The sequence below is a fragment of the Ferribacterium limneticum genome (genome assembly GCF_020510625.1).
Classification (GTDB): Bacteria; Pseudomonadota; Gammaproteobacteria; order Burkholderiales; family Rhodocyclaceae; genus Azonexus; species Azonexus limneticus_A.
Genome location: NZ_CP075191.1, coordinates 2,825,918 through 2,845,000, shown reverse-complemented (window position 1 = coordinate 2,845,000; position 19,083 = coordinate 2,825,918). Strand labels below are relative to the sequence as shown.

Here is a 19,083-nt window from a genome sequence, read left to right as displayed (position 1 = left end):
CTGATCCGCTTTGCCTCGACGCACAACGACACGCCAGAGCAAAACGTCTCGCTGGCCGACTACATCTGCCGTATGAAGGAAGGCCAGGAGAAGATTTACTTCGTCACGGCCGATACCTTCAATGCTGCGAAGAACAGCCCGCACCTCGAAATCTTCCGCAAGAAGGGCATCGAAGTGTTGCTGCTTTCGGATCGTGTAGACGAATGGGTGGTTGGCCATCTGACCGAGTTCGAGGGCAAGCACCTGCAATCCGTCGCCAAGGGCGGTCTGGATCTGGGCAAGCTGGAAGACGAAGCCGAGAAGCAGGAAGCCGAGAAGGCGGCCGACGAGTACAAGGAGTTGCTGGAAAAGGTGAGAGCCTCGCTCGGTGACAAGGTCAAGGATGTTCGCGTTACTTACCGCCTGACCGATTCGCCGTCCTGCCTGGTGTCTGACGAGCACGACCCGTCGGGCAATCTGGCCCGCCTGATGAAGGCGGCTGGGCAGCCGATGCCGAACTCGAAGCCTATCCTTGAAATCAACCCGCAGCACCCGGCGGTGATGCGTTTGAAGTACGAGGAAAGCCGTTTTGACGACTGGGCGGCGCTGCTGTTCGAACAGGCGACGCTGGCCGAAGGTGGTCAGTTGGATGATCCTGCCGGGTTCGTCAAGCGCATCAATGACCTGATGATGGTGCTGTCAGCGAAGTAATCTGCCGAATTTTTGGCAACGAAATTGGGCCGCCCTTGGGTGGCCCTTTTTTACGAGTGGAAATTGACATGAATTTCCGGTTGACTGTGACCTCGTTTGTCAGGTTTCGCGACGCCTGGACCGGCAAACCGGGTACACTGACGTCCTTTCGAGAAACTGATTTCAGGCCGGCTCTTTTTTCCGGCCTTTGACCCGCTGATTCCCCGCCGTTTCTCATTCCCCAGATATTCAAAGGTATTCCGATGCATCCAGTCCACGACGTTGACTCCCTTCTTATTCTCGCCACGGCGCTCTCTTCCAAGCGGCGGCCGGGCGAGCTGGTCGAGATCGTCGCTGCGGCTGATCTGCTGCAGAACAACATCCCCAACGAGGCGAAGCTGGTCGAGGCTTTCGACCGCCTGGCCAAGCATGGCCTGATCAAGGCCGAGGCCGGCGGTTTCGTGCTGACTGCTGCCGCGCAGGAAATTGTCACCGGTTTGCCCCGCAAGGCCGAAACGCCGGAACGCCTGTTTGCCATCAAGGACAGGCTCTCTGCTTACAACGTCAAGGGCGAGCACGCTGGCGTTACCGTTGATCCTGCTGATGTGACGAAAGCCATCCTGGCCCATCGTGCATCCGAGAAGACGACAGCCAAGAACCTGCTGGTGCCCAAGCCGAAGCCGGAGGCTGAAGTTCATAAGCCTGGCCAGCGCCAGCGCAAGCCGATGCCGGCCCGCAAGCGCAAGGTTTGAGTCGCGGATGAGCGAAGACACCACCGTCGGCCAAAGTTTCGACACGCTGCCGCTGTCGCCGGCCATGCTGGCCAATCTGGCGCAGCTTGAATACCTGAGCATGACGCCGATCCAGGCCGCCAGCCTGCCGCTGGCCCTGGCCGGCAACGACCTGATCGCGCAGGCCAAGACGGGTAGCGGCAAGACCGCCGCCTTTGGGCTGGCGCTGCTCAATCGCCTGAACACCAGCCGTTTCGCCGTGCAGGCCATGGTGCTGTGCCCGACGCGTGAACTGGCCGATCAGGTGACGCAGGAAATCCGCCGTCTGGCCCGTTTTGAAGAGAACATCAAGGTGCTGTCGCTGGTTGGTGGTTCGACGCTGCGCAATCAGGCGAACAGTCTGGAAAAGGGTGTGCACATCGTCGTTGGTACGCCCGGTCGCATCATGGATCACATGGAGCGTGGCTACCTCAAGCTCGACGAACTGAACACGCTGGTTCTCGACGAAGCCGACCGCATGCTCGACATGGGTTTCCATGACGACATCGCCTACGTCGCCAAGCGTTGCCCGGCCCAGCGCCAGACCTTGCTGTTTTCGGCGACCTATCCGGAAGGCATCGCCCAACTGGCCAAACAGTTTTTGCGTCAGCCCAAGGAGGTCAAACTCCTTGAGCAGCATGAAGAAACGAAGATTCGCCAGCGCTTCTACGAGGTCAAGCATGAAGAGCGTCTGGATGCAGTGGTGCGCCTGCTCAAGCATTACCGCCCGGTCAACACGCTGGCCTTCTGCAACACCAAGCAGCAGTGCCGCGATCTGGTCAATGTCCTGCGCCACGCCGGCATTCATGCGCTCACGCTGAATGGCGATCTGGAACAGCGCGAGCGCGATCAGGTGCTGATCCAGTTCGCCAACCGCAGTTGTTCGGTGCTCGTGGCGACGGACGTTGCGGCGCGCGGCCTCGATATCGACCAGCTCGAAGCGGTCATCAACGTCGATGTGACGCCCGACCCGGAGATCCACATTCACCGCATCGGCCGTACTGGCCGTGGCGACGAAGAAGGCTGGGCGCTGAGTTTGTGTAGCTCCGGCGACCGCCGCCGCGTCGCGACCATCGCCGAGATGATGAAGTGCAAGCTCGACGTCCTCGACTTGAAGACGGTGGAAGTCACCGATGATTCGCCGCTCGTGCCGCCGATGTCCACGCTGCTCATGCTTGGCGGGCGCAAGGACAAGATTCGTCCGGGCGATGTCATGGGCGCGCTGGCTGGCGAGGCTGGCTTGACCCGTGAACAGGTCGGGAAGATCACGGTGACCGATCAAAGTACCTACGTCGCCGTGGCGCGCGCTGTTGCAAAGGAAACAGTGCGCAAACTGTCGGCCGGCAAGGTCAAGGGCAAGACCGTCAAGGTACGGATTCTGACCAATTGATCGGTTTTGAAATCACGCCAGCCAATGGCGTGATTTCAATTTTGGCTTCTTTTTCAGGTTGTCCGTGGAAGTCTCCCGGCGTCAGTGATTGCCTGAAGACTGCTTGCCCACTACCTAGAACTCATACGATACGGCGGCGACACCGGTGACCGAAGTCGCCTGGCGCGTCAGCGGACTGTCCTTGGCATCGCCTTGCAGGCTGCTGACCGAAAGGGTGGTCAGGATTGCCACGCTCGGCGTGATTTGATAGCTCAGCGCTGCGTTGGCGCGAATGTCACGCAAGCCGAATTCCGGGCGGTAAGCCGCGTAGCCACTCGACGCCGACTGGGCTGCGGTAACGCCAAAATAAGACTGCATGTAGTCCTCGTTGGCCAGCGTCATGCTGGCGCCGAAACCGAGGCGCCACAGCGGGGATAGCTTTGTTGAATAGCCTGCACCGAGATCGATGACCATTCCCGTGCGGTCATTGCCCGAGCCGTAACGCAGCGACGAGGTCAGCGTGATTTCCTTGCTGAGCGAGTAGTTCAGGAAGGCGCCTAGCTCCGGTTTCGGGTCGATGTCGCCCATGCCGCGCAGCGCATCCGACCGGCTCTCGTCGCGTCCGAAATCAGCGGTGACGCGCAGGCCATACTGCAATTCCCGAGTCTGACCAAAATTGTAGCCGATGCCATTTCGGGTGCCGGCAAACCAGCCGTTTCGCCACTGGTAGTCGATCCCCGGCAGAACCAGCGTTCGCCGTTCGTCGGCGCCCTGGTAAGCCATGCCGGCAATGACGGCCAGCCCGACAGAACCACGATCCTTTTCCGCAGCGCCGCCAGTCAGGCGAACGGCATCAAAGGCCTGGGCAAATGCGTTGGGCGCCGTGAGCGAAAGCAGCCCGATCACGGCGAAGCCTTTCAGTAAATGGAAAGGTGTTTTCATGGGGACTCCGCTGGGAAATGACTGACTGTTAAATTTGATCGAGGCTGGATGCGTTCGGGTTCACACCGCTTGCCCCGGCCACTTCCTGCATATTGACGCGGGCTTTCAATCGAGCTGCCAGCAAATAAAGCCCGCCCAGCTTGCGGTGCAAAAAGAGCGCGTCGGCTGGCGGGGTGTGCCAGAAATCGCGATCCATGCCGAGCACCATGCCGGCGTCGCGAATGCGGACGCCGAGGTCGGAGCGGCCAAAGTCGTATTCGCCGATGTGGCCAAGCGGTTCGCAAGCCAGCGCAAAAATGTCGAGGACGGCCTGGCGCTGGCCTTCCTTGATGTCCTGCTGGAAATAGCCGATGGCCACGGCGGCCTCGTTCATGCCGTGCCGGTCGTTGCGAGTCGCGCAGCTCATCAGACGCCGATAGCTGTCGACCATCGCCGCCGGATAAGCGCGGGTGGCGCCGAAGTCGAGCAGGATGAGCTGCTGCGATGCTGCGGCGTAACGATAGTTGGCAAAGTTCGGGTCGGTCTGGATCAGCCGGAATTCAAAAATTTCGCGAAACAGCAGGCGGAACAGCTGGCTGACGATCCGATCGCGTTCTGCCTGCGGCAGATGGCTCAAACTCTCCAGCGCAAGGCCGTCGAGGCGCGTCATGGCCAGGATGTTTTCCGTCGTCAGATCGTCGTGCATTTCCGGCACCATGAACTCGTCGGCGTCGGCCAGCAGGCTGCCAAACTGCATCATGCAGGCGCCTTCGCGGCGGTAGTCAGCCTCGTCGTGCAACTGCTTTTTTGCTTCATCGAGCAGCGGCTTGATGTCCAGCGACTTCGGCAGCAGGCCGGAAACTCGAAGCAGGGTGGCAACGTTGTCCACATCGCTGTCGATGCTGCGGCGGATGCCGGGGTACTGGATTTTGACGGCGACTTTTCTGCCATCCTTGCGTTGCCCAAAATGTACCTGGCCTATCGAGGCCGCCGCCATCGGGGTGAAGGAGAACTGTTCGAAATGGCGATCCCAGCCGTCGCCCCAGTTGGTGCTGAGGGCGCTGACAACCTGGCTCATCGGCATCGGGATGGCATCGGCGCGCAGCCGGGAAAGGATTTCTGCCAATTCCGGCGGCAACAGTTCGCCGGCATCCATCGACAGCAACTGCCCGACCTTCATCGCTGCGCCGCGCAGTTGCGCCAGTTGATCGGCCACCCGGCGGGCGTTGGCCGGTGTCAGCAGCAGTTGATGCATTTGCGGCCGCTTGCCTTGGGCAAACTGCCGTGCGCCCTCGGCCAGCATGTTGCCGGCCACGCCACCGGCCAGCGAGCCCAGCCGGGCCAGGCGCGACCAGCGACCGTGGGGAACGGCCGAGGACTTCGTTACCGGCTCATCGGCCATGCGGTTTACCGTGGGGCTTCCATTTCGGTGGCGCATCCAGCGTTTCTGCTTCGTCGAGCGGATAGGCGTCGGCGACGTAGGCCGGGCCTTTCATCATCATGACGATGAAGGAAGCAATGCCGACGGTGAACACCACCGTCCAGTGCAGGATGATCAGGCTGATGACGTAAATGTCGGTGGTGGTGACCGCCAGCGCATCATCCGGATTGGCGATCAGGTGGGCCAATAGCGAGGGAACGGTGAGCAGCAGCGTGCCGAGCAGAAGCACTCTGGGAAGCTGACGGAGGACGACACGTTCCTTGCCGGCCGGTGTGCGGGCGAAACCGGGCAAATGATTGAACAGGTTCATGGTGCGATCTCCGGGTTTATTCCGTAGTTAAACACAGGTAGCAAAAACACCGGCGACCAGACAGACGGCAGCGACGCTCGTCAGGCGCAGGCGAAGCGGCAGATACCAGTCCGGTAGCGTTGCCTGGCCGGCCAGCCGCCGGTCCTGCAGGTAGTGGGCAATGAAGCCGGCAATCAGGAGCGGCGCGGCAAGTGGTGGCGAGAAGAGGACGGCCGGCCAGGCAATCAGGGCCGGCACGATGCTCCACATAAACCAGGCCGAGCGCTGGCGTTCTGTCAGACCGGGCAGGCTCATGGCCAGCCCCCAATGCAGCGCACCGATAAAGCTCAGGATGATCGCCCCGTAGGCATACAGGGCATCGCTCCAGACCATCCCATGATGGTGGTCAAGCAGGCTGGCCGGCGCCAGCGCCAGAAAAGGAAGCAGGCCACCGTAGCCGAGCCAGGCGACCGTACGGGGCAGGGGAAGCGAGTGTTGTTCAGCCATGATGGACCTCACTTGACCAAGGGGCGGATGCTGGAAAATCCGCCGTCGAGCGACCAGACCTGCCCGGTGACGCGGGCTGCTGAATCGGAAAGCAGCCAGACCATCAGCTCGGCCAGTTCATCCGGCGAGCCGATGCCGGGCAGCGGGTACTGCCGGGCGGCGCCTTCGCGGGCCGCCGGGCTGGCGATGACGCCGGCCGAGGCAGGTGTTTCCATGATGCCGGGGGCAACGGAGTTGATGCGGATGCCGTTGGCGGCATAGCTGGCGGCGGCGCCGCGGACCAGTCCTTCCAGCCCGGCCTTGGCGGCGGCGACTGCTTCGTGGTTCGGCGTGCCGATGCGTGCAGCGGCGGATGAAACCAGCACGGCCGCACCGGGACTGTGCGCCTCGCGCAGGGTGCCAACGAAAGCCGATAGCGTGTGGAAGGCGCTGATCAGATTGGCGCTCAGGCAATCGTTGAAATCCGCCTCGCTCATGCGGTGCATGGCGCCGAGACGAATATTGCCGACGCAATGGGCCAGCGCGGTGGGCAGCATCTGATGCTCCTTGGCCGCCTGCAGAATCTGCCGGGCGCCGTCCACAGTCGAACAATCAGCCGCCACTTGCAGGTGCTGGTCACCGAAGGCTGCCGTCAGGTGGTCTGCCTGGCGGCTGGTCACGATCAGCTGCCAGCCCTCGGCAGCAAGACGAGCCACCACGGCACGTCCGACGCCGCCGGCAGCGCCGGTAACCAGTGCGATCTTGTTCATGTGGGCTCCTTGGTGAATATATTTCGTCCTGAGCGGAAAATATTGTCTAGTATATTTTGCGGGTAATTGGCTTATTATTGCGATTATGTTCTATATTTGTCTAGGACAAAATTGTTTTGACGCCGTGCTGATAGTTTTCCGAAATGCCTGCCGAAAGCCTGCTCATGTTGTTTATCCGCTCCGCTATCCTCGCCGTGTTTTTCGCCCTGACATTGGCCGCCTGTTCGACGGCGCCGCCCGAAGGCGTTCGTCCGGTGACTTCATTCGACATCAATCGCTACCTCGGGCAGTGGTATGAAATCGCCCGGCTCGACCATTCTTTCGAGCGCGGCATGAGCGACGTCAATGCCACCTACCAGTTGCAGGAAGACGGCAGCGTCAAGGTCATCAACCGGGGATACGACATGCAGCGACAGGCGTGGAAGGAGGCCATCGGCCGCGCCCTGTTCATCGGCGATCCCGGAACGGCTTCATTGAAGGTGTCTTTCTTCGGGCCGTTCTACGGCGGCTATCACGTGATAGCGCTCGATCAGCAGAACTACCGTTGGTCACTCGTCGCCGGGCCGGACCGCGATTATTTGTGGATTCTCGCCCGCGACAAGACGCTGCCGGCCGAGCTCCGTGAGCAACTGCTCAGTCAGGCCAAGGCGCTCGGTTTTGCGACCGACAAGCTGATCTGGGTCGAGCAGAAACGGGCCGATACGAATTGAGCCAAGCAGCTTCCTGAATGCGCGCGACGAAAAAATCCGACCTGCCGAGCAAGGTCTGCCTTTGCTGCGGTCGTCCGTATCTTTGGCGCAAAAAATGGGCCGCAGTCTGGGACGAGGTGAAATATTGCTCCGAGCGCTGCCGGCGCAATCGCCAGGGAAAATCATGACCATGCTCCGCCTGATCCTCGGCGACCAGCTGAATCCGGAGCACAGCTGGTTCTCGGTGCCCGACGACCACACGGTTTACGTGCTGATGGAGGTCCGGCAGGAGACCGATTACGTCCTGCACCACGCCCAGAAAATCATCGCCATCTTTGCCGCCATGCGCGACTTCGCCCGACAGCTGCGGCTCTCGGGCCATCGCGTGCATTACTTGGCGATTGACGATTCGGCCCACCGCCAGTCGCTGCCGGCCAATCTGGATGCGCTGATCGCCGAGTATTCGGCCAGCGCCTTCGAGTATCAGGCGCCGGACGAATGGCGGCTCGATCAGCAACTTGCCGACTACGCCAAGCAGCTCGCCATTCCCGCCCGGATGGTTGATAGCGAACATTTCTACACCCGCCGCGACGAAGCAGCCCAGCTTTTCGCCGAGCGCAAGCAATGGCTCATGGAGCATTTCTACCGTCAGATGCGGATTCGTCATGGCGTGCTGATGGCCGGCCCCGGCAAGCCCCTGGGCGGCCAGTGGAATTTCGATCACGACAACCGCAAACCCTGGCCCGGCCTGCCGCGCGAGCCGGCCGACTGGCGCAGCGAGCACGATCACTCGGCGCTCTGGCAGACTATCCAGCAGGCCGGCGTGGCTAGCTTTGGCGAACCGAGCGCGCAGCGCTTTCGCTGGCCGTTGAACCGGGCCGAAGCCTTGCAGCAACTCGATGATTTCATCGCCGAAGCCCTGCCGAATTTTGGCGATTTTGAGGATGCGATGTCCCATCGCGCCTGGCGGCTCTTCCACTCGCTGCTCTCCTTCGCGCTCAACACCAAGATGCTCAATCCGCGCGAGGTCGTCGCCAAGGCGGCCGAGGCGCATGAATCCGGCCACGTGCCGCTGGCGGCGGCGGAAGGTTTCATCCGGCAGATTCTCGGCTGGCGCGAATACGTGCGCGGCGTGTATTGGGCCAACATGCCGGGCTACGAGGCGCAGAACTTCTTCGATCACCAGCGGCCGCTGCCGTCATGGTTCTGGACCGGCGAAACGAAAATGCGCTGCCTGGCGCACGCCATCGGCCAGTCGCTGGAACATGCCTACGCTCACCACATCCAGCGCCTGATGGTTATCGGCAATTTCGCGCTGCTCGCCGGGCTCAATCCGGCGGCGGTGCATGGCTGGTATCTCGGTGTATATATCGACGCCTTCGAATGGGTCGAGCTGCCCAACACCGTCGGCATGAGCCAGTTTGCCGATGGTGGAAGGCTCGCCACCAAACCCTACGTGTCGAGTGCCGCCTACATCGACCGCATGAGCGATTACTGCAAGGGCTGCCATTACGACAAAAAGGTGCGCCTCGGCGAGCGGGCTTGCCCGTTCAATGGGCTGTACTGGGATTTTTTCGCCCGCAATGGCGAACGGCTGGCAGCCAACCCAAGGCTGGGGATGGTCTATCGCCAGCTCGCCAAAATGAGTCCGGAAGCCCTGGCTGCCGCGCAGGGCAGGGCGGATGAAATTCGGGCCGGGATAGAGGATTTGTAGGGCGGTTGCCTTATTGATCCGAGGGCAGACCGTCGCGTATCCAGTCCGCAAACCATTCGGTCAGCGGCCGGCTTTCGCCCATTCCGGCCAGCCGGCGGTCGATGGCATCGTGATTGCCCCAGACCACATCCGGCAGGGCGCCATCGGCTACCTGTTTTTCGATGTCGCGGCAGAACAGCCCGAGGTCGCGCTGCATGTAGAAACCGTAGGTGCGGCAGGCCACCGGGCGGTGCAGATAGACCGGGCAGGCGCCGGTGGCGTGGTCGAGCAGTGGGCAGACGACGGGGCGGGCCGTTGAGTTGGCCACGGCGGCGATCTTTCGGCTGATGGCTTGCAGGTGATCAGCCGCCAACCCGGCCAGGCCTTCGCGCAGCAAGTTCCATTCGGCCACAGTCAGTTGCGGCACCTCGGCCAGCCGCTTGCAGCAGCTATCGCAACCCTTGCCGCACAGCCAGTCGGCCGTGTTTTCCCGGATGCTGGCCACCCGGGCGTCGATATCGACATGCAGTTCAGTCAGTTGGCTCATTGTTTCTTATTTGATCGGCCGGGCGGCTTCCGCCGCTTTGGGGGAAAAGCTCGGTCCGGCAATGTCCGCTTCGCTCAGGCCGCGATTTACATCCAGCCCGATCAGCCGCCAGTCATGCACCGGCAGGCTGGGGATCGGCTTGCGCAGACGCTCGTAAAAACGGGTTGGCCAGGTGACGCCGGCGATCTCCTTGTGGTCGAAGAAATCGACCTCGGCGATGGCGCCCTGCGTCGATTCCAGACCTTCCATCGTGAAGCGGACACGGCGCAGCAAATGGTTTTCGGTGTCGATGAACAGCAGGTAACGATCCTCAGCCGACAGCCCGTGACCGGGACGGCGCACGGCGACCAGCGTTGTGCATGGGCGGCCTTCGACGGTTTCGTCTTCGCCCATTTCCAGACTCAGGTTGCCGTCGAGAAAATAGAACGGCCCGGTCAGGAACATCCGGTAACCGTCGGCGACCAGCGCTGCCGCAGCGAGCACATCGCGGTCGTCGGCCGGAACATCGTTGTAGAAAACCTGCACCTCGCCGCTGCGGCGGATGACCTGCTTGCTACCCTTCGGGCCAAGGTGGCGCTGAGCGATCATCGGCCCGCCCTTGAAGATGATCCGCTCCTGCGAACCCTGGCGGAAATCGGAGTCGATCAGTATTGGCTGCACCTTGCTGACCAGCCCGTACCACTCGCCGGCATAGCCGACGCTAAGGTCATCAATCTGGCGGAAGGCAGCCAGGCCATGCGCTTCCGCCGACTTCTGCAGCACGGCGCGCGCTGCCGGCTGTTCGCCGCTGCCGGCAGCCTGCGGAATGCCACGCGACATGCAACCGCCGAGCAGCAGCAAAAGGGCGATTGGCAGCAATCGGATCAGGCCAGGGTGCATGTTTTGCTACTCCGTTTGGTCGCAGAAGATTTCAATTTTGGTCATTGTTAATGCTTGACCGTGAATGTCAGCCAATATCCCCGGAAACCTCGGCCGCCCACAATGGCGGGCCGCCGGCTGCAAGGTGGCACAGATAGGCGCGCAGGTCGAACTCCAGCTGGAAATAATCGGCCTCCATGTACTGGCACAACTGGTAGAACGCCTTGTCGTGTTCCGGTTCCTTGAGATGCGCAATTTCATGGACGACGATCATCCGCAGAAACTCGGGCGGCATCTCGCGGAAGAGGCTGGCAACGTGGATTTCGCGCTTGGTCTTGAGCTTGCCACCCTGGACCCTGGCAATCCGGGTATGGATGCCCAGCGCCTTTTGCAGGGTCTGCAGCTTGCCGTCAAACGCCACCTTGCTCGGCTGCGGCGCGTTGCGCAGATAGGTGTTCTTGATCTCCTGGACATAGTCGTACAGCGCCTTGTCGGTGCGGATCTGATGAATCTGCGGGTATTTCTGGCGCAGCACTTTCCCGAGCTGATCCTGTTCGATCAGGCGCCAGACTGATTCCGCCAAATGAGCGGGGTAGCCGGCGAGATAGTTGGGCGAGGCGGGTTTGGTCATGGCGGGCCGATTTTACTGGAAGGTCGGGTGGATGGTTTTTTCGCGTGATTTGTGAAAATCGGCGATAAGCTAGCGCGAATTCAAGAAATCGATTCACCTATGCAAAACCCCGTCCTCATCATCGTCATTGCCCAGCTATTCGGCACCTCGCTGTGGTTCTCGGCCAACAGCGCCGCCGACGACCTGATTCGCGCCTGGGGCATTGCGCCGGCCGAAATTGGGACGCTGACCAATGCCGTGCAGCTCGGCTTCATCCTCGGTACGCTGACCTTTGCCATTTCCGGCCTGGCCGACCGTTTCGCGGCGAGCCGCATCTTCGCCGTCTGTGCAGTGCTCGGCGCCCTGTGCAATGCCGCCTTTGCCCTGCTGGCCGACGGCATGAACACGGCCATTCCCCTGCGTTTCGCGGTCGGCTTCTGTCTGGCCGGCGTGTACCCGCTGGGCATGAAACTGGTGGTCAGCTGGGTGCCCGAGCGGGCCGGCGCTGCGCTGGCCCAACTGGTCGGCATGCTGACGCTTGGCACCGCCTTGCCGCACGGCATCCGGCTGGCCGGGGCAGGGTGGTCGTGGCAGGCGACTATCCTCATTTCGTCCGGGCTGGCGCTGGTCGCAGCCGCAATGATTTCATGGCTCGGTGACGGCCCCCATCTGAAGCGCCGCCACGGCGCACTACCGCTGCGTCTCGGTCGGGTGTTCTACGCCTTCTCGGGGCGCGAATTCCGCGCCTCGGCTTTGGGCTATTCTGGCCACCAGTGGGAGTTGTACGCCTTCTGGACCCTGACGCCAGCGCTGGTCATCCTGAGCGGGCTGGCCGAACCGGGAAGTCGTGAGCTTTCCGGCCTGGCCTTCGCCATCATCGGCATCGGCGCCCTCGGCTGCCTGTTCGGCGGCTGGTGGAGCCAGCGTATCGGCAGTGCCCGGGTGGCGGCAACGGCACTGGCTGTCTCGGCCTTCTGCTGCGCCTTGTTCCCGTTGATTGGCGATTGGCCTGCCTGGGCAAGGATCGCCTTGCTGCTGCTCTGGGGCGCCTCGGTGGTGGCTGACTCACCGCATTTCTCGGCCCTTTCGGCTCGCGCCTGCCCGCCGGAAATCGTCGGCAGCGCGCTGGCTTTCCAGAACTCGATCGGTTTTGCCATCACCATGGTGTCGATCCAGCTTGGTACCGCCTGGATAGCCGACTGGGGAACGAGCATCGCCTGGCTACTGTTGCCCGGGCCGCTGCTTGGCCTGCTCGGCCTTTATCCCCTGTGGCGGCTTGCCCGCTGAACCCACGCTACCAGGGTAGTTCGGCCTCGTTGTCGGCGGCGATACGATAGGCGGCGAAGCGCTCAGTCAGGAAATCGAGAAACACCCGCACCTTGGCCGAGAGGTTCAGACGCTGCGGGTAAAGCGCGTAAATGTCGGCCGGGCTACCGGACCATTCGGGCAGCACACGAACCAGGCGACCAGCCCGCAGGTCGGTGGCGGTATCCCACAGTGAGCGAAGCAGGATGCCGTGGCCGTCGAGCCCCCAATCGACCGCGACTTCACCGTGATTGGTGCTCAACTTGCCGCTGACCTTGATGTTCCGGCATTGCTTGCCGGAGCACAGCGTCAACGTGCCGAAGGCGCCACTGCCTTCGCGGATGACGATGCAGTCATGGTCGACCAGTTCATCCAGCGTCAGCGGCTGGCCGCGTCTGGCGAGATAAGCCGGCGAGGCAAACAGGTAGCGCTGGTTGGAGGCAATCTTGCGGGCAACGACGCGTGCCTCGGGTGGCTCGCCGAAGCGAATGGCGATGTCGAAACCCTGCTCACCGGGCGTGACCGGCTGATCGCTCAAAGTGAGCTGGATATCGACGGCTGGGTGCTGGCGGACAAATTCCGAGACGGCAGGTCCCAGTTGCCGGCGACCAAAACCAAAGGTGGCATGGATGCGCAGCAAACCGCGCGGCTCGGCCCGGGTGCGGTTCAAGGCCTGCTCCAGTGCCTCGATTTCGCCGAGGATGCGGCGGCTTTCGGCCAGATACAGCTCGCCTTCCGGCGTCAGGCTCATCCGCCGTGTGGTGCGGGCCAGCAGGCGGACGCCGAGTCGTTGCTCAAGCTGGGCGAGGCGACGGCTGACCGCCGGGCCGGTCAGGCCAAGCTCGCGGGCGGCTCGGGCCAGACTGCCCTGCTGAACGAGCAGGCTGAAGAAAGCCAGTTCGGAGCTCATTGGTTTATTGATAATTTAAATTAACGAATGGAGTTAATTTAGCGACATTTTCGCCTTTCTGCAAAGCAGTATCATGGCCCGACTTTCTTTCCGAGTCCGTCCATGATCCTTACCCTGAGCCTTGTCTTACCCTTGCTGATCGGTGCTGCCCTCGGGCTCGCCGGCGGCATCTTCGGCATTGGCGGCGGCATCATCGCCATTCCGGTGATGACCGGCCTGTTCGGCATGGACCAGAAGCTGGCGCAGGGCACGGCGCTGGTCATGATGGTGCCGAACCTGAGCATTTCCCTGTGGCGTTACACCCAGCGCCAGCCGTTGCCGAAACTGCGCACCGCCTTGCTCGTGCTGTGCTCGGTGACGGCAACGGCCTTGACCGCCCACTACGCCAGCAGTCTGGCCTCCAGCGAACTGCGCCGCTATTTCGGTGCCTTCCTGCTCTGGCTGGCCATCCACAGCCTGTGGTCCCTGCGCGCCGGGCGCTCGCGCTGGTCATTCTCGCTGCCCGAGCGGCTGATTCCGCTGGTCGGGCTGGTCGGCGGTACCTGCCAGGGCTTGATCAGCATCGGCGGCGGCATGATCACGCCGCCCATTCTGGTCACCTTTTTCCGGCAAACGCAGGCCATGGCCCAGGGCTTCGCCATCGCCCTGGTCATGCCCAGTTCCATCGTGGCCCTGCTGACTTTTGCAAATGCCGGATTGGTCGACTGGCAGACAGGCGTGCTGTTCGCGCTGGGCGGCGCGCTGACCGTTTCCTACGGTGTGCGCATCGCCCATCGCCTGCCAGAACGGCGCCTGCGCGTGGCTTTCGCGCTGATGCTGCTGGCCACCGCCTTGTGGATGATCGTCCACGGTTGAGTTTTGGCACAATGGCGACTCCGCCTGAAAGCCGCCACGCATGAATCCTGAAGACCTGCAGCGCCTGGTTACCCTTCCCATGCCCTTCGGCAAGCACAAGGGCACGCTGATTGCCGACCTGCCGGGCAATTACCTCAACTGGTTCGCCCGCGAGGGATTCCCGCCTGGGGAAATCGGCCGCTTGCTGGCCCTGATGCAGGAAATCGACCACAACGGGCTATCGGATCTGCTGAAGCCATTGCGCCGGAAGTAGCTTGTTGTCCGCTGGTCTATTTGCCTGTTGCCTATCAGCGAACGGCAACGGCGTTTTGATCGGTACTCCCGGATGTCATCAGGCGGAGTTCGGCCAATAGCTGTCCTTCGTGTGTATAACCCTGAAGCAGACATTCATCTTGAGTAAAATGCGATATGGATAGATGCTTGGTCGCCAGTCTCCTTTTTTGTAAGTGAGTTAGCGAGCAAAATGTGTGGAAAGCCTTGCGAGTCGTTGCTGTTTTGACGTTTCTGTTGCGTCCGCTCGAATATGCATAGGCAGCCCCATGGATCCACCTATTAACTGTTAAGCGTAAAAAAGTATGCAAACTCACGTTCTGAAGCGAATCGACGAATTAGTTACACGCGGAACAGCAACTGTCCGCTCTCAATCTCATGAAGATTACTGGATGCGTGACGTCGTGGCTTCTCAGAGTTGGTTTTCATCAGCGGCCAACTCTATACAGCAGGTTGCCCCTACAGACAGTTTTTACCGTGCGGAACTGGATCGACTCGTTTCCAACGAAAATCTCAAGGGTGGTTTCCCTCGTGCAACGATGGAAAAGATGCTCGGGCTGCTCCAATCTGTACAGCTAGAGGCACAAGCAGGTTTGCTAATTAAGCTCGAAGATCAAGTTGTTGCAACAGCATTTGATGATTTCTTAGATCATGCGGCCCTGTATCACAAATCAGGAAAAACTAAGGAAGCCGCAGTACTTGCGTCTGCTGTATTAGAAGACACCGTAAAACGAATCGCGGTGAAATCTAATATCGCCCCCTCAGGTTTATCGCTAGAGCCGCTTATCGACGAACTGGCAAAGCAAAGTGTTTTCACTGCGGTGAAGGCAAAGCGACTTAAATCCTTTTCTGCAGTGCGAAATCACGCCCTGCATGCAGAGTGGGACAAACTGGATATCAAGGATGTGGGGGCTCAAATTAGTGGCCTGCGCGAGCTACTCGACGAGCACCTGTGAAGCTTGCGCCTAACGATTAAGGATAGATCGTGATCGCGAAGCGAGCCGTGATCTGACCCAGTTGTTGGACAAACCCGGTTCAACATCCCGGTCAAGGTTCGGCCTTTGGCAGTTGGGGCGTCCCGCAAGTGGGCCGCTTCACCTTCAACACTCCTTAGTGTCCGCTTTCCAAGAGCGGATACGGCGGCTATGGGCACACACCAGACAAACCATCGCCCCCGAACTACTCAAACAAAAAGGAACCTGAAGTGGTTCCTTTTTTTGTTCGGCGACTATCCGCACATAATCCCGACACCATGGTCACCCGGAAACGCCGGTTTCCCGGCATCCCTTGGTTTTATTTCACGCCGAACTGCTCACGCAAACAGGCTTTGTGTTCCGGGCCGAACTTGTCCTGGCAGGCGGCGCGGGCTTTCTGGTGCTGGTCGCAGCGGGCCTGATTGGGCGCCTTGCTGCAGTCGACCGGGGGCATCTTCTGCTGTACGCACTGGCGGAAGGCGGGGCCGGCCTGGCCCTGGCATTCCTTGTAGGCCATCTTGCGCGATTCGCATTGCTGCGGATTGGCTGATTTGCTGCAGTCAAAATTCTGCCGCTGTTCTCGCATGCATTGCCGGCGCTGTGGCCCGGCGCTGTCCTTGCAGGCTTCGATGGCTTTGGCGCGGGCTTCGCGGTGAGCCGTGCAGGCGGCGGGGTTTGGCGCCTGGCTGCAGTCGCGCGGGGCGCGGGCGCGTGGTCTGGCGCCTTGCGCCATGCCCGGACCCATCCCGGCGCCCATTCCCGGGCCCATGCCTGTCATTCCTCCACCCATTCCACCCATGCCCGGCCCGGGTTGGGCGCTGGCCGGCAGGCAGATCAGGGATGTCATCAATGCAGTGGCAATCATCATCAGACGGGTTTTCATTTTGGGCTCCTTGCGAGTGGTTACAACTTCATTCTAGGTGGCCTGTGGCGATTGTTCCCGGCAAGTTGTAAAGGAGTGCAAACAGGCGGCTTGCCGCTTACAAATGCTTACGTGCTGCATGCTATATTGCCGCGCATGACTGACAAGAATGTAGGCGAACATCGCCTGGCACTCACTGAAGTGCTCGACTGGATGGTGGAGGATGAACTGGTTAGCCGTGAGGCGGCCGACTCGCTGAAAACCGAGCGCCGTTTGCATGGGGGCAAGATTCATCCCCTGATCGTCATCGCCGACCAGAAGTGGCGTTCCACCAAGCCGTCGGTCCGCCTGCTCAGTCTTGAGGCGCTCACCGAATGGCTGGCTGCCCGGGTCGGCCTCGATTACCAGCACATCGACCCGCTGAAGATCGATTTCACCGGTGTCGCCGAGGTGATGTCCAGCGCCTACGCGGCGCGTTTCGGCATTCTGCCGGTGCAGGTGACGACACGGGAAATCGTCATTGCCACGGCCGAGCCTTTCGTCCGCGAATGGGTCGAAGAACTGCAGCAGATCCTGCGCAAGCAGATCCGCCGGGTGATGGCCAATCCGGAAGACATCAGCCGTTATCTGGTCGAGTTTTTCAACCTCGCCAAGTCGGTCAAGAAGGCCGCGGCCAAGGGCGAGGTGACTTCCGGTCTGTCGAGCTTCGAGCAACTGGTCGAACTGGGCAAGGCCAACAAGCAGTTTGACGCCAACGACCAGCATATCGTCCATATCGTGGACTGGCTGTGGCAATACGCCTTCGACCAGCGGGCTTCCGACATTCATATCGAGCCGCGGCGCGATCTCGGCATCGTGCGTTTCCGCATCGATGGCGTGCTGCATCAGGTCTACCAGATTCCGATGGCGGTGATGAACGCCATGACCAGCCGCATCAAGCTGCTCGGCCGGATGGACGTCATCGAAAAACGCCGCCCGCAGGATGGCCGCATCAAGACGCGCACGCCTTCCGGGCAGGAAGTCGAATTGCGCTTGTCGACCTTGCCGACCGCCTTTGGCGAAAAGCTGGTCATGCGGATTTTTGACCCGGAAGTGCTGGTCCGCGATTTTCGCTCGCTCGGTTTCTCGGACGACGATCGGGTTCGCTGGAAGCAGATGACGTCATCGCCGAACGGCATCATCCTGGTCACCGGCCCGACCGGTTCGGGCAAGACGACGACGCTGTACACGACGCTGAAGCAACTGGCGACGCCGGAGGTGAACGTCTGCACCATTGAAGACCCGATCGAAATGGTCGAGGCCTCGTTCAACCAGATGCAGGTCAGCCACGCCATCGACCTCGGCTTCTCCGACGGGGTGCGCGCCCTGATGCGGCAGGATCCGGACATCGTGATGATCGGCGAAATCCGCGATCTGGAAACGGCTGAAATGGCCATCCAGGCGGCCTTGACCGGCCACCTGGTGCTGTCGACGCTGCACACCAACGATGCCCCGTCGGCGATTACTCGCCTGCTCGATCTCGGTGTACCGGCCTATCTGATCAATTCGACGCTGCTCGGTGTCATGGCCCAGCGTCTGGTCCGGACACTGTGCCCGCATTGCAAAAAACCGACCCCGACCACCGAGGATCAGCGAGCCGCCTGGCGTTCGCTGGTGGCGCCCTGGAAATCGGCCGAGCCGGCCCAGATCTGGCAGCCGGTCGGCTGTCTGGAATGCCGGATGACCGGCTATACCGGGCGGGTCGGCGTCTATGAAATCCTGGTCAATTCGCCCGAAATCCGCCGGCTGATCAAGCCGTTGACGGAAATTCCCAAGCTGCGCGAGCAGGCTTTCCGCGAAGGCATGCGTCCGTTGCGCATTTCCGGCGCGCTGAAAGTAGCGCAGGGTCTGACCTCACTGGAAGAAGTCATCAAGGTGGCGCCACCATCTGATGATAGTTAGTATTATCTAGCACTTAAGATCTAGCAAATTAGACACATTGTGTAGATAATTGCCCCCTCTTCGATTGGGGGCATTATGGCTGTTGAGCTTTTCAATGATGGCAATCACATCGTCCACGCGTTCTACGATCTGGTGGACGATACGGCGAGCGGCGCTGTTCAGTGCAACCAGTTCCTGGTCGTCAATCATGGCCACGGCGCCCTGATCGATCCCGGTGGCAACATGACCTACACCGGCCTGCTGATGGACATGCAGAAGCATTTCTCGTCGAAGGATCTCGATTACATCCTGGCCTCGCACCCGGACCCGGACATCATTGCTTCAGTCAATAAATGGTTCATTGCCTCGCATTGCAAGGTGATGATTTCCAGCCTGTGGACCCGTTTCGTCCCGCATTTCACGACCGGCAAGGATATCTCCGACCGCATCCTCGGTATTCCCGATCAGGGCGCGGTGATCCGCCTCGGGCAGTGCAATATTCTGGCCTTGCCGGCCCATTTCATGCACGCCGAAGGCAACTTCCAGTTCTACGATCCGATTTCGAAAATCCTGTTTTCCGGCGACCTGGGCACGTCATTGGTCACGCATGAGCAGGCGGCGCAGCCGGTCACCGATTTCGCCAGCCACGTGAAATACATGGAGCCCTTCCATCGGCGTTACATTGTCTCGCGCAAGGTCTGCCGGTTCTGGGCCAACATGGTTCGTCAGCTCGATATCGAACAGATCGTGCCGCAGCACGGAGCGCGTTTTGTCGGCAAGCAGGCGATCAGCGATTTCATCGACTGGGTCGAAGGCATCGAATGCGGCATCGACCTGATGACGCAGAGCAGCTATCAGATTCCCCGATAAGGGGC

At 60.9% G+C, this 19,083-nt stretch carries 22 protein-coding genes (1 of these 22 running past the window's edge); 12 read left to right on the top strand and 10 right to left on the bottom strand.

Features of this window, described 5'->3' with window-relative positions; genetic code table 11:
* The 3 genes from htpG to dbpA form a co-directional block, all read left to right on the top strand.
* Window positions 1-690 carry the 3' end of a molecular chaperone HtpG gene (gene htpG / locus KI617_RS13615; protein ID WP_226447112.1) on the top strand. Its footprint begins 1,221 nt before the window's first position, so the window shows 690 of its 1,911 coding nt (coding positions 1,222-1,911); the start codon falls outside the window, past its left edge; the stop codon is at window positions 688-690.
* Between the two features lie 242 nt (window positions 691-932).
* Window positions 933-1,421, top strand: a complete 489-nt coding sequence (locus KI617_RS13610) for a hypothetical protein (protein WP_226447111.1) — start codon at window positions 933-935, stop codon at window positions 1,419-1,421.
* A gap of 7 nt (window positions 1,422-1,428) precedes the next feature.
* Window positions 1,429-2,829, top strand: a complete 1,401-nt coding sequence (gene dbpA / locus KI617_RS13605) for an ATP-dependent RNA helicase DbpA (RefSeq protein WP_226447109.1) — start codon at window positions 1,429-1,431, stop codon at window positions 2,827-2,829.
* A gap of 114 nt (window positions 2,830-2,943) precedes the next feature.
* Here dbpA and KI617_RS13600 read toward each other — a convergent pair whose 3' ends face one another.
* The 5 genes from KI617_RS13600 to KI617_RS13580 are packed head-to-tail and all read right to left on the bottom strand — an operon-like array spanning window position 2,944 to window position 6,715.
* Window positions 2,944-3,750: a MipA/OmpV family protein gene (locus tag KI617_RS13600; RefSeq protein WP_226447107.1), complete on the bottom strand. Its 807-nt coding sequence runs from the start codon at window positions 3,748-3,750 to the stop codon at window positions 2,944-2,946.
* 28 nt (window positions 3,751-3,778) lie between these two features.
* On the bottom strand, window positions 3,779-5,131 hold the full coding sequence (locus KI617_RS13595; protein WP_226447102.1) for an ABC1 kinase family protein: 1,353 nt from the start codon (window positions 5,129-5,131) through the stop codon (window positions 3,779-3,781).
* A complete protein-coding gene (locus KI617_RS13590) occupies window positions 5,121-5,480 on the bottom strand; it encodes a hypothetical protein (RefSeq protein WP_226447101.1) in 360 nt (119 codons plus the stop codon). The genes KI617_RS13595 and KI617_RS13590 overlap by 11 nt, the downstream gene beginning before the upstream one ends.
* A gap of 27 nt (window positions 5,481-5,507) precedes the next feature.
* Window positions 5,508-5,966, bottom strand: coding sequence for a DUF3429 domain-containing protein (locus KI617_RS13585; RefSeq protein ID WP_226447100.1), 459 nt, complete (start codon window positions 5,964-5,966; stop codon window positions 5,508-5,510).
* Between the two features lie 8 nt (window positions 5,967-5,974).
* Entirely contained in the window at window positions 5,975-6,715 is a 741-nt protein-coding gene (locus tag KI617_RS13580) for an SDR family NAD(P)-dependent oxidoreductase (RefSeq protein WP_226447099.1), read from the bottom strand.
* A 164-nt stretch (window positions 6,716-6,879) separates the two neighbouring features.
* Between KI617_RS13580 and KI617_RS13575 the strand changes: the two genes are divergently transcribed.
* The 3 genes from KI617_RS13575 to KI617_RS13565 are packed head-to-tail and all read left to right on the top strand — an operon-like array spanning window position 6,880 to window position 9,118.
* On the top strand, window positions 6,880-7,425 hold the full coding sequence (locus KI617_RS13575) for a lipocalin family protein (protein WP_226447098.1): 546 nt from the start codon (window positions 6,880-6,882) through the stop codon (window positions 7,423-7,425).
* A 17-nt stretch (window positions 7,426-7,442) separates the two neighbouring features.
* On the top strand, window positions 7,443-7,592 hold the full coding sequence (locus KI617_RS13570) for a DUF2256 domain-containing protein (protein WP_226447096.1): 150 nt from the start codon (window positions 7,443-7,445) through the stop codon (window positions 7,590-7,592).
* Window positions 7,589-9,118, top strand: a complete 1,530-nt coding sequence (locus tag KI617_RS13565; protein ID WP_226447094.1) for a cryptochrome/photolyase family protein — start codon at window positions 7,589-7,591, stop codon at window positions 9,116-9,118. Before KI617_RS13570 ends, KI617_RS13565 begins: the two co-directional genes overlap by 4 nt.
* 10 nt (window positions 9,119-9,128) lie before the next feature.
* Here the strand turns inward: KI617_RS13565 and KI617_RS13560 are convergent, their stop codons facing one another.
* The 3 genes from KI617_RS13560 to KI617_RS13550 form a co-directional block, all read right to left on the bottom strand.
* Window positions 9,129-9,644 (bottom strand): YkgJ family cysteine cluster protein, encoded by a 516-nt coding sequence (locus tag KI617_RS13560; RefSeq protein WP_226447093.1) that lies wholly within the window; start codon window positions 9,642-9,644, stop codon window positions 9,129-9,131.
* 6 nt (window positions 9,645-9,650) lie between these two features.
* Window positions 9,651-10,523, bottom strand: a complete 873-nt coding sequence (locus KI617_RS13555) for a hypothetical protein (RefSeq protein ID WP_226447091.1) — start codon at window positions 10,521-10,523, stop codon at window positions 9,651-9,653.
* Between the two features lie 67 nt (window positions 10,524-10,590).
* Complete coding sequence (locus KI617_RS13550) at window positions 10,591-11,133, bottom strand: YgjP-like metallopeptidase domain-containing protein (protein WP_226447089.1); 543 nt, start codon at window positions 11,131-11,133, stop codon at window positions 10,591-10,593.
* A 99-nt stretch (window positions 11,134-11,232) separates the two neighbouring features.
* Between KI617_RS13550 and KI617_RS13545 the strand changes: the two genes are divergently transcribed.
* Complete coding sequence (locus tag KI617_RS13545) at window positions 11,233-12,399, top strand: MFS transporter (protein WP_226447087.1); 1,167 nt, start codon at window positions 11,233-11,235, stop codon at window positions 12,397-12,399.
* A 7-nt stretch (window positions 12,400-12,406) separates the two neighbouring features.
* Here KI617_RS13545 and KI617_RS13540 read toward each other — a convergent pair whose 3' ends face one another.
* Window positions 12,407-13,327 carry a LysR substrate-binding domain-containing protein gene (locus KI617_RS13540; RefSeq protein ID WP_226447085.1) on the bottom strand — a complete coding sequence of 307 codons (921 nt, stop codon included), beginning with the start codon at window positions 13,325-13,327 and terminating at the stop codon, window positions 12,407-12,409.
* A 102-nt stretch (window positions 13,328-13,429) separates the two neighbouring features.
* Between KI617_RS13540 and KI617_RS13535 the strand changes: the two genes are divergently transcribed.
* From KI617_RS13535 to KI617_RS13525, 3 genes are all read left to right on the top strand, one after another.
* Entirely contained in the window at window positions 13,430-14,182 is a 753-nt protein-coding gene (locus tag KI617_RS13535) for a sulfite exporter TauE/SafE family protein (RefSeq protein ID WP_226447084.1), read from the top strand.
* A gap of 40 nt (window positions 14,183-14,222) precedes the next feature.
* The gene (locus tag KI617_RS13530) at window positions 14,223-14,435 is read left to right on the top strand and encodes a DUF3820 family protein (protein WP_226447082.1); all 213 of its coding nucleotides are present in this window, start codon (window positions 14,223-14,225) and stop codon (window positions 14,433-14,435) included.
* Between the two features lie 322 nt (window positions 14,436-14,757).
* On the top strand, window positions 14,758-15,408 hold the full coding sequence (locus KI617_RS13525) for a hypothetical protein (protein WP_226447080.1): 651 nt from the start codon (window positions 14,758-14,760) through the stop codon (window positions 15,406-15,408).
* 337 nt (window positions 15,409-15,745) lie between these two features.
* Here the strand turns inward: KI617_RS13525 and KI617_RS13520 are convergent, their stop codons facing one another.
* Window positions 15,746-16,309 (bottom strand): hypothetical protein, encoded by a 564-nt coding sequence (locus KI617_RS13520; RefSeq protein ID WP_226447078.1) that lies wholly within the window; start codon window positions 16,307-16,309, stop codon window positions 15,746-15,748.
* A gap of 135 nt (window positions 16,310-16,444) precedes the next feature.
* Between KI617_RS13520 and KI617_RS13515 the strand changes: the two genes are divergently transcribed.
* Both KI617_RS13515 and KI617_RS13510 read left to right on the top strand, forming a co-directional pair.
* Window positions 16,445-18,229, top strand: coding sequence for a GspE/PulE family protein (locus KI617_RS13515; RefSeq protein WP_226447077.1), 1,785 nt, complete (start codon window positions 16,445-16,447; stop codon window positions 18,227-18,229).
* A gap of 75 nt (window positions 18,230-18,304) precedes the next feature.
* Window positions 18,305-19,078 (top strand): oxygen-binding di-iron domain-containing protein, encoded by a 774-nt coding sequence (locus tag KI617_RS13510; protein ID WP_226447075.1) that lies wholly within the window; start codon window positions 18,305-18,307, stop codon window positions 19,076-19,078.
* The last annotated feature ends 5 nt before the right edge of the window (window positions 19,079-19,083 follow it).

Excerpts from the sequence above, each read along its gene's own strand:
- KI617_RS13515 (WP_226447077.1), top strand. The coding sequence starts at position 16,445 with ATGACTGACAAGAATGTAGGCGAACATCGCCTGGCACTCACTGAAGTG.
- KI617_RS13525 (WP_226447080.1), top strand. The coding sequence starts at position 14,758 with ATGCAAACTCACGTTCTGAAGCGAATCGACGAATTAGTTACACGCGGA.
- KI617_RS13565 (WP_226447094.1), top strand. The coding sequence starts at position 7,589 with ATGACCATGCTCCGCCTGATCCTCGGCGACCAGCTGAATCCGGAGCAC.
- KI617_RS13540 (WP_226447085.1), bottom strand. The coding sequence starts at position 13,327 with ATGAGCTCCGAACTGGCTTTCTTCAGCCTGCTCGTTCAGCAGGGCAGT.
- KI617_RS13610 (WP_226447111.1), top strand. The coding sequence starts at position 933 with ATGCATCCAGTCCACGACGTTGACTCCCTTCTTATTCTCGCCACGGCG.
- KI617_RS13585 (WP_226447100.1), bottom strand. The coding sequence starts at position 5,966 with ATGGCTGAACAACACTCGCTTCCCCTGCCCCGTACGGTCGCCTGGCTC.
- dbpA (WP_226447109.1), top strand. The coding sequence starts at position 1,429 with ATGAGCGAAGACACCACCGTCGGCCAAAGTTTCGACACGCTGCCGCTG.
- KI617_RS13555 (WP_226447091.1), bottom strand. The coding sequence starts at position 10,523 with ATGCACCCTGGCCTGATCCGATTGCTGCCAATCGCCCTTTTGCTGCTG.
- KI617_RS13600 (WP_226447107.1), bottom strand. The coding sequence starts at position 3,750 with ATGAAAACACCTTTCCATTTACTGAAAGGCTTCGCCGTGATCGGGCTG.
- KI617_RS13550 (WP_226447089.1), bottom strand. The coding sequence starts at position 11,133 with ATGACCAAACCCGCCTCGCCCAACTATCTCGCCGGCTACCCCGCTCAT.
- KI617_RS13570 (WP_226447096.1), top strand. The coding sequence starts at position 7,443 with ATGCGCGCGACGAAAAAATCCGACCTGCCGAGCAAGGTCTGCCTTTGC.
- KI617_RS13560 (WP_226447093.1), bottom strand. The coding sequence starts at position 9,644 with ATGAGCCAACTGACTGAACTGCATGTCGATATCGACGCCCGGGTGGCC.
- KI617_RS13535 (WP_226447084.1), top strand. The coding sequence starts at position 13,430 with ATGATCCTTACCCTGAGCCTTGTCTTACCCTTGCTGATCGGTGCTGCC.
- KI617_RS13530 (WP_226447082.1), top strand. The coding sequence starts at position 14,223 with ATGAATCCTGAAGACCTGCAGCGCCTGGTTACCCTTCCCATGCCCTTC.
- KI617_RS13590 (WP_226447101.1), bottom strand. The coding sequence starts at position 5,480 with ATGAACCTGTTCAATCATTTGCCCGGTTTCGCCCGCACACCGGCCGGC.
- KI617_RS13580 (WP_226447099.1), bottom strand. The coding sequence starts at position 6,715 with ATGAACAAGATCGCACTGGTTACCGGCGCTGCCGGCGGCGTCGGACGT.
- KI617_RS13520 (WP_226447078.1), bottom strand. The coding sequence starts at position 16,309 with ATGAAAACCCGTCTGATGATGATTGCCACTGCATTGATGACATCCCTG.
- KI617_RS13545 (WP_226447087.1), top strand. The coding sequence starts at position 11,233 with ATGCAAAACCCCGTCCTCATCATCGTCATTGCCCAGCTATTCGGCACC.
- KI617_RS13510 (WP_226447075.1), top strand. The coding sequence starts at position 18,305 with ATGGCTGTTGAGCTTTTCAATGATGGCAATCACATCGTCCACGCGTTC.
- KI617_RS13575 (WP_226447098.1), top strand. The coding sequence starts at position 6,880 with ATGTTGTTTATCCGCTCCGCTATCCTCGCCGTGTTTTTCGCCCTGACA.
- KI617_RS13595 (WP_226447102.1), bottom strand. The coding sequence starts at position 5,131 with ATGGCCGATGAGCCGGTAACGAAGTCCTCGGCCGTTCCCCACGGTCGC.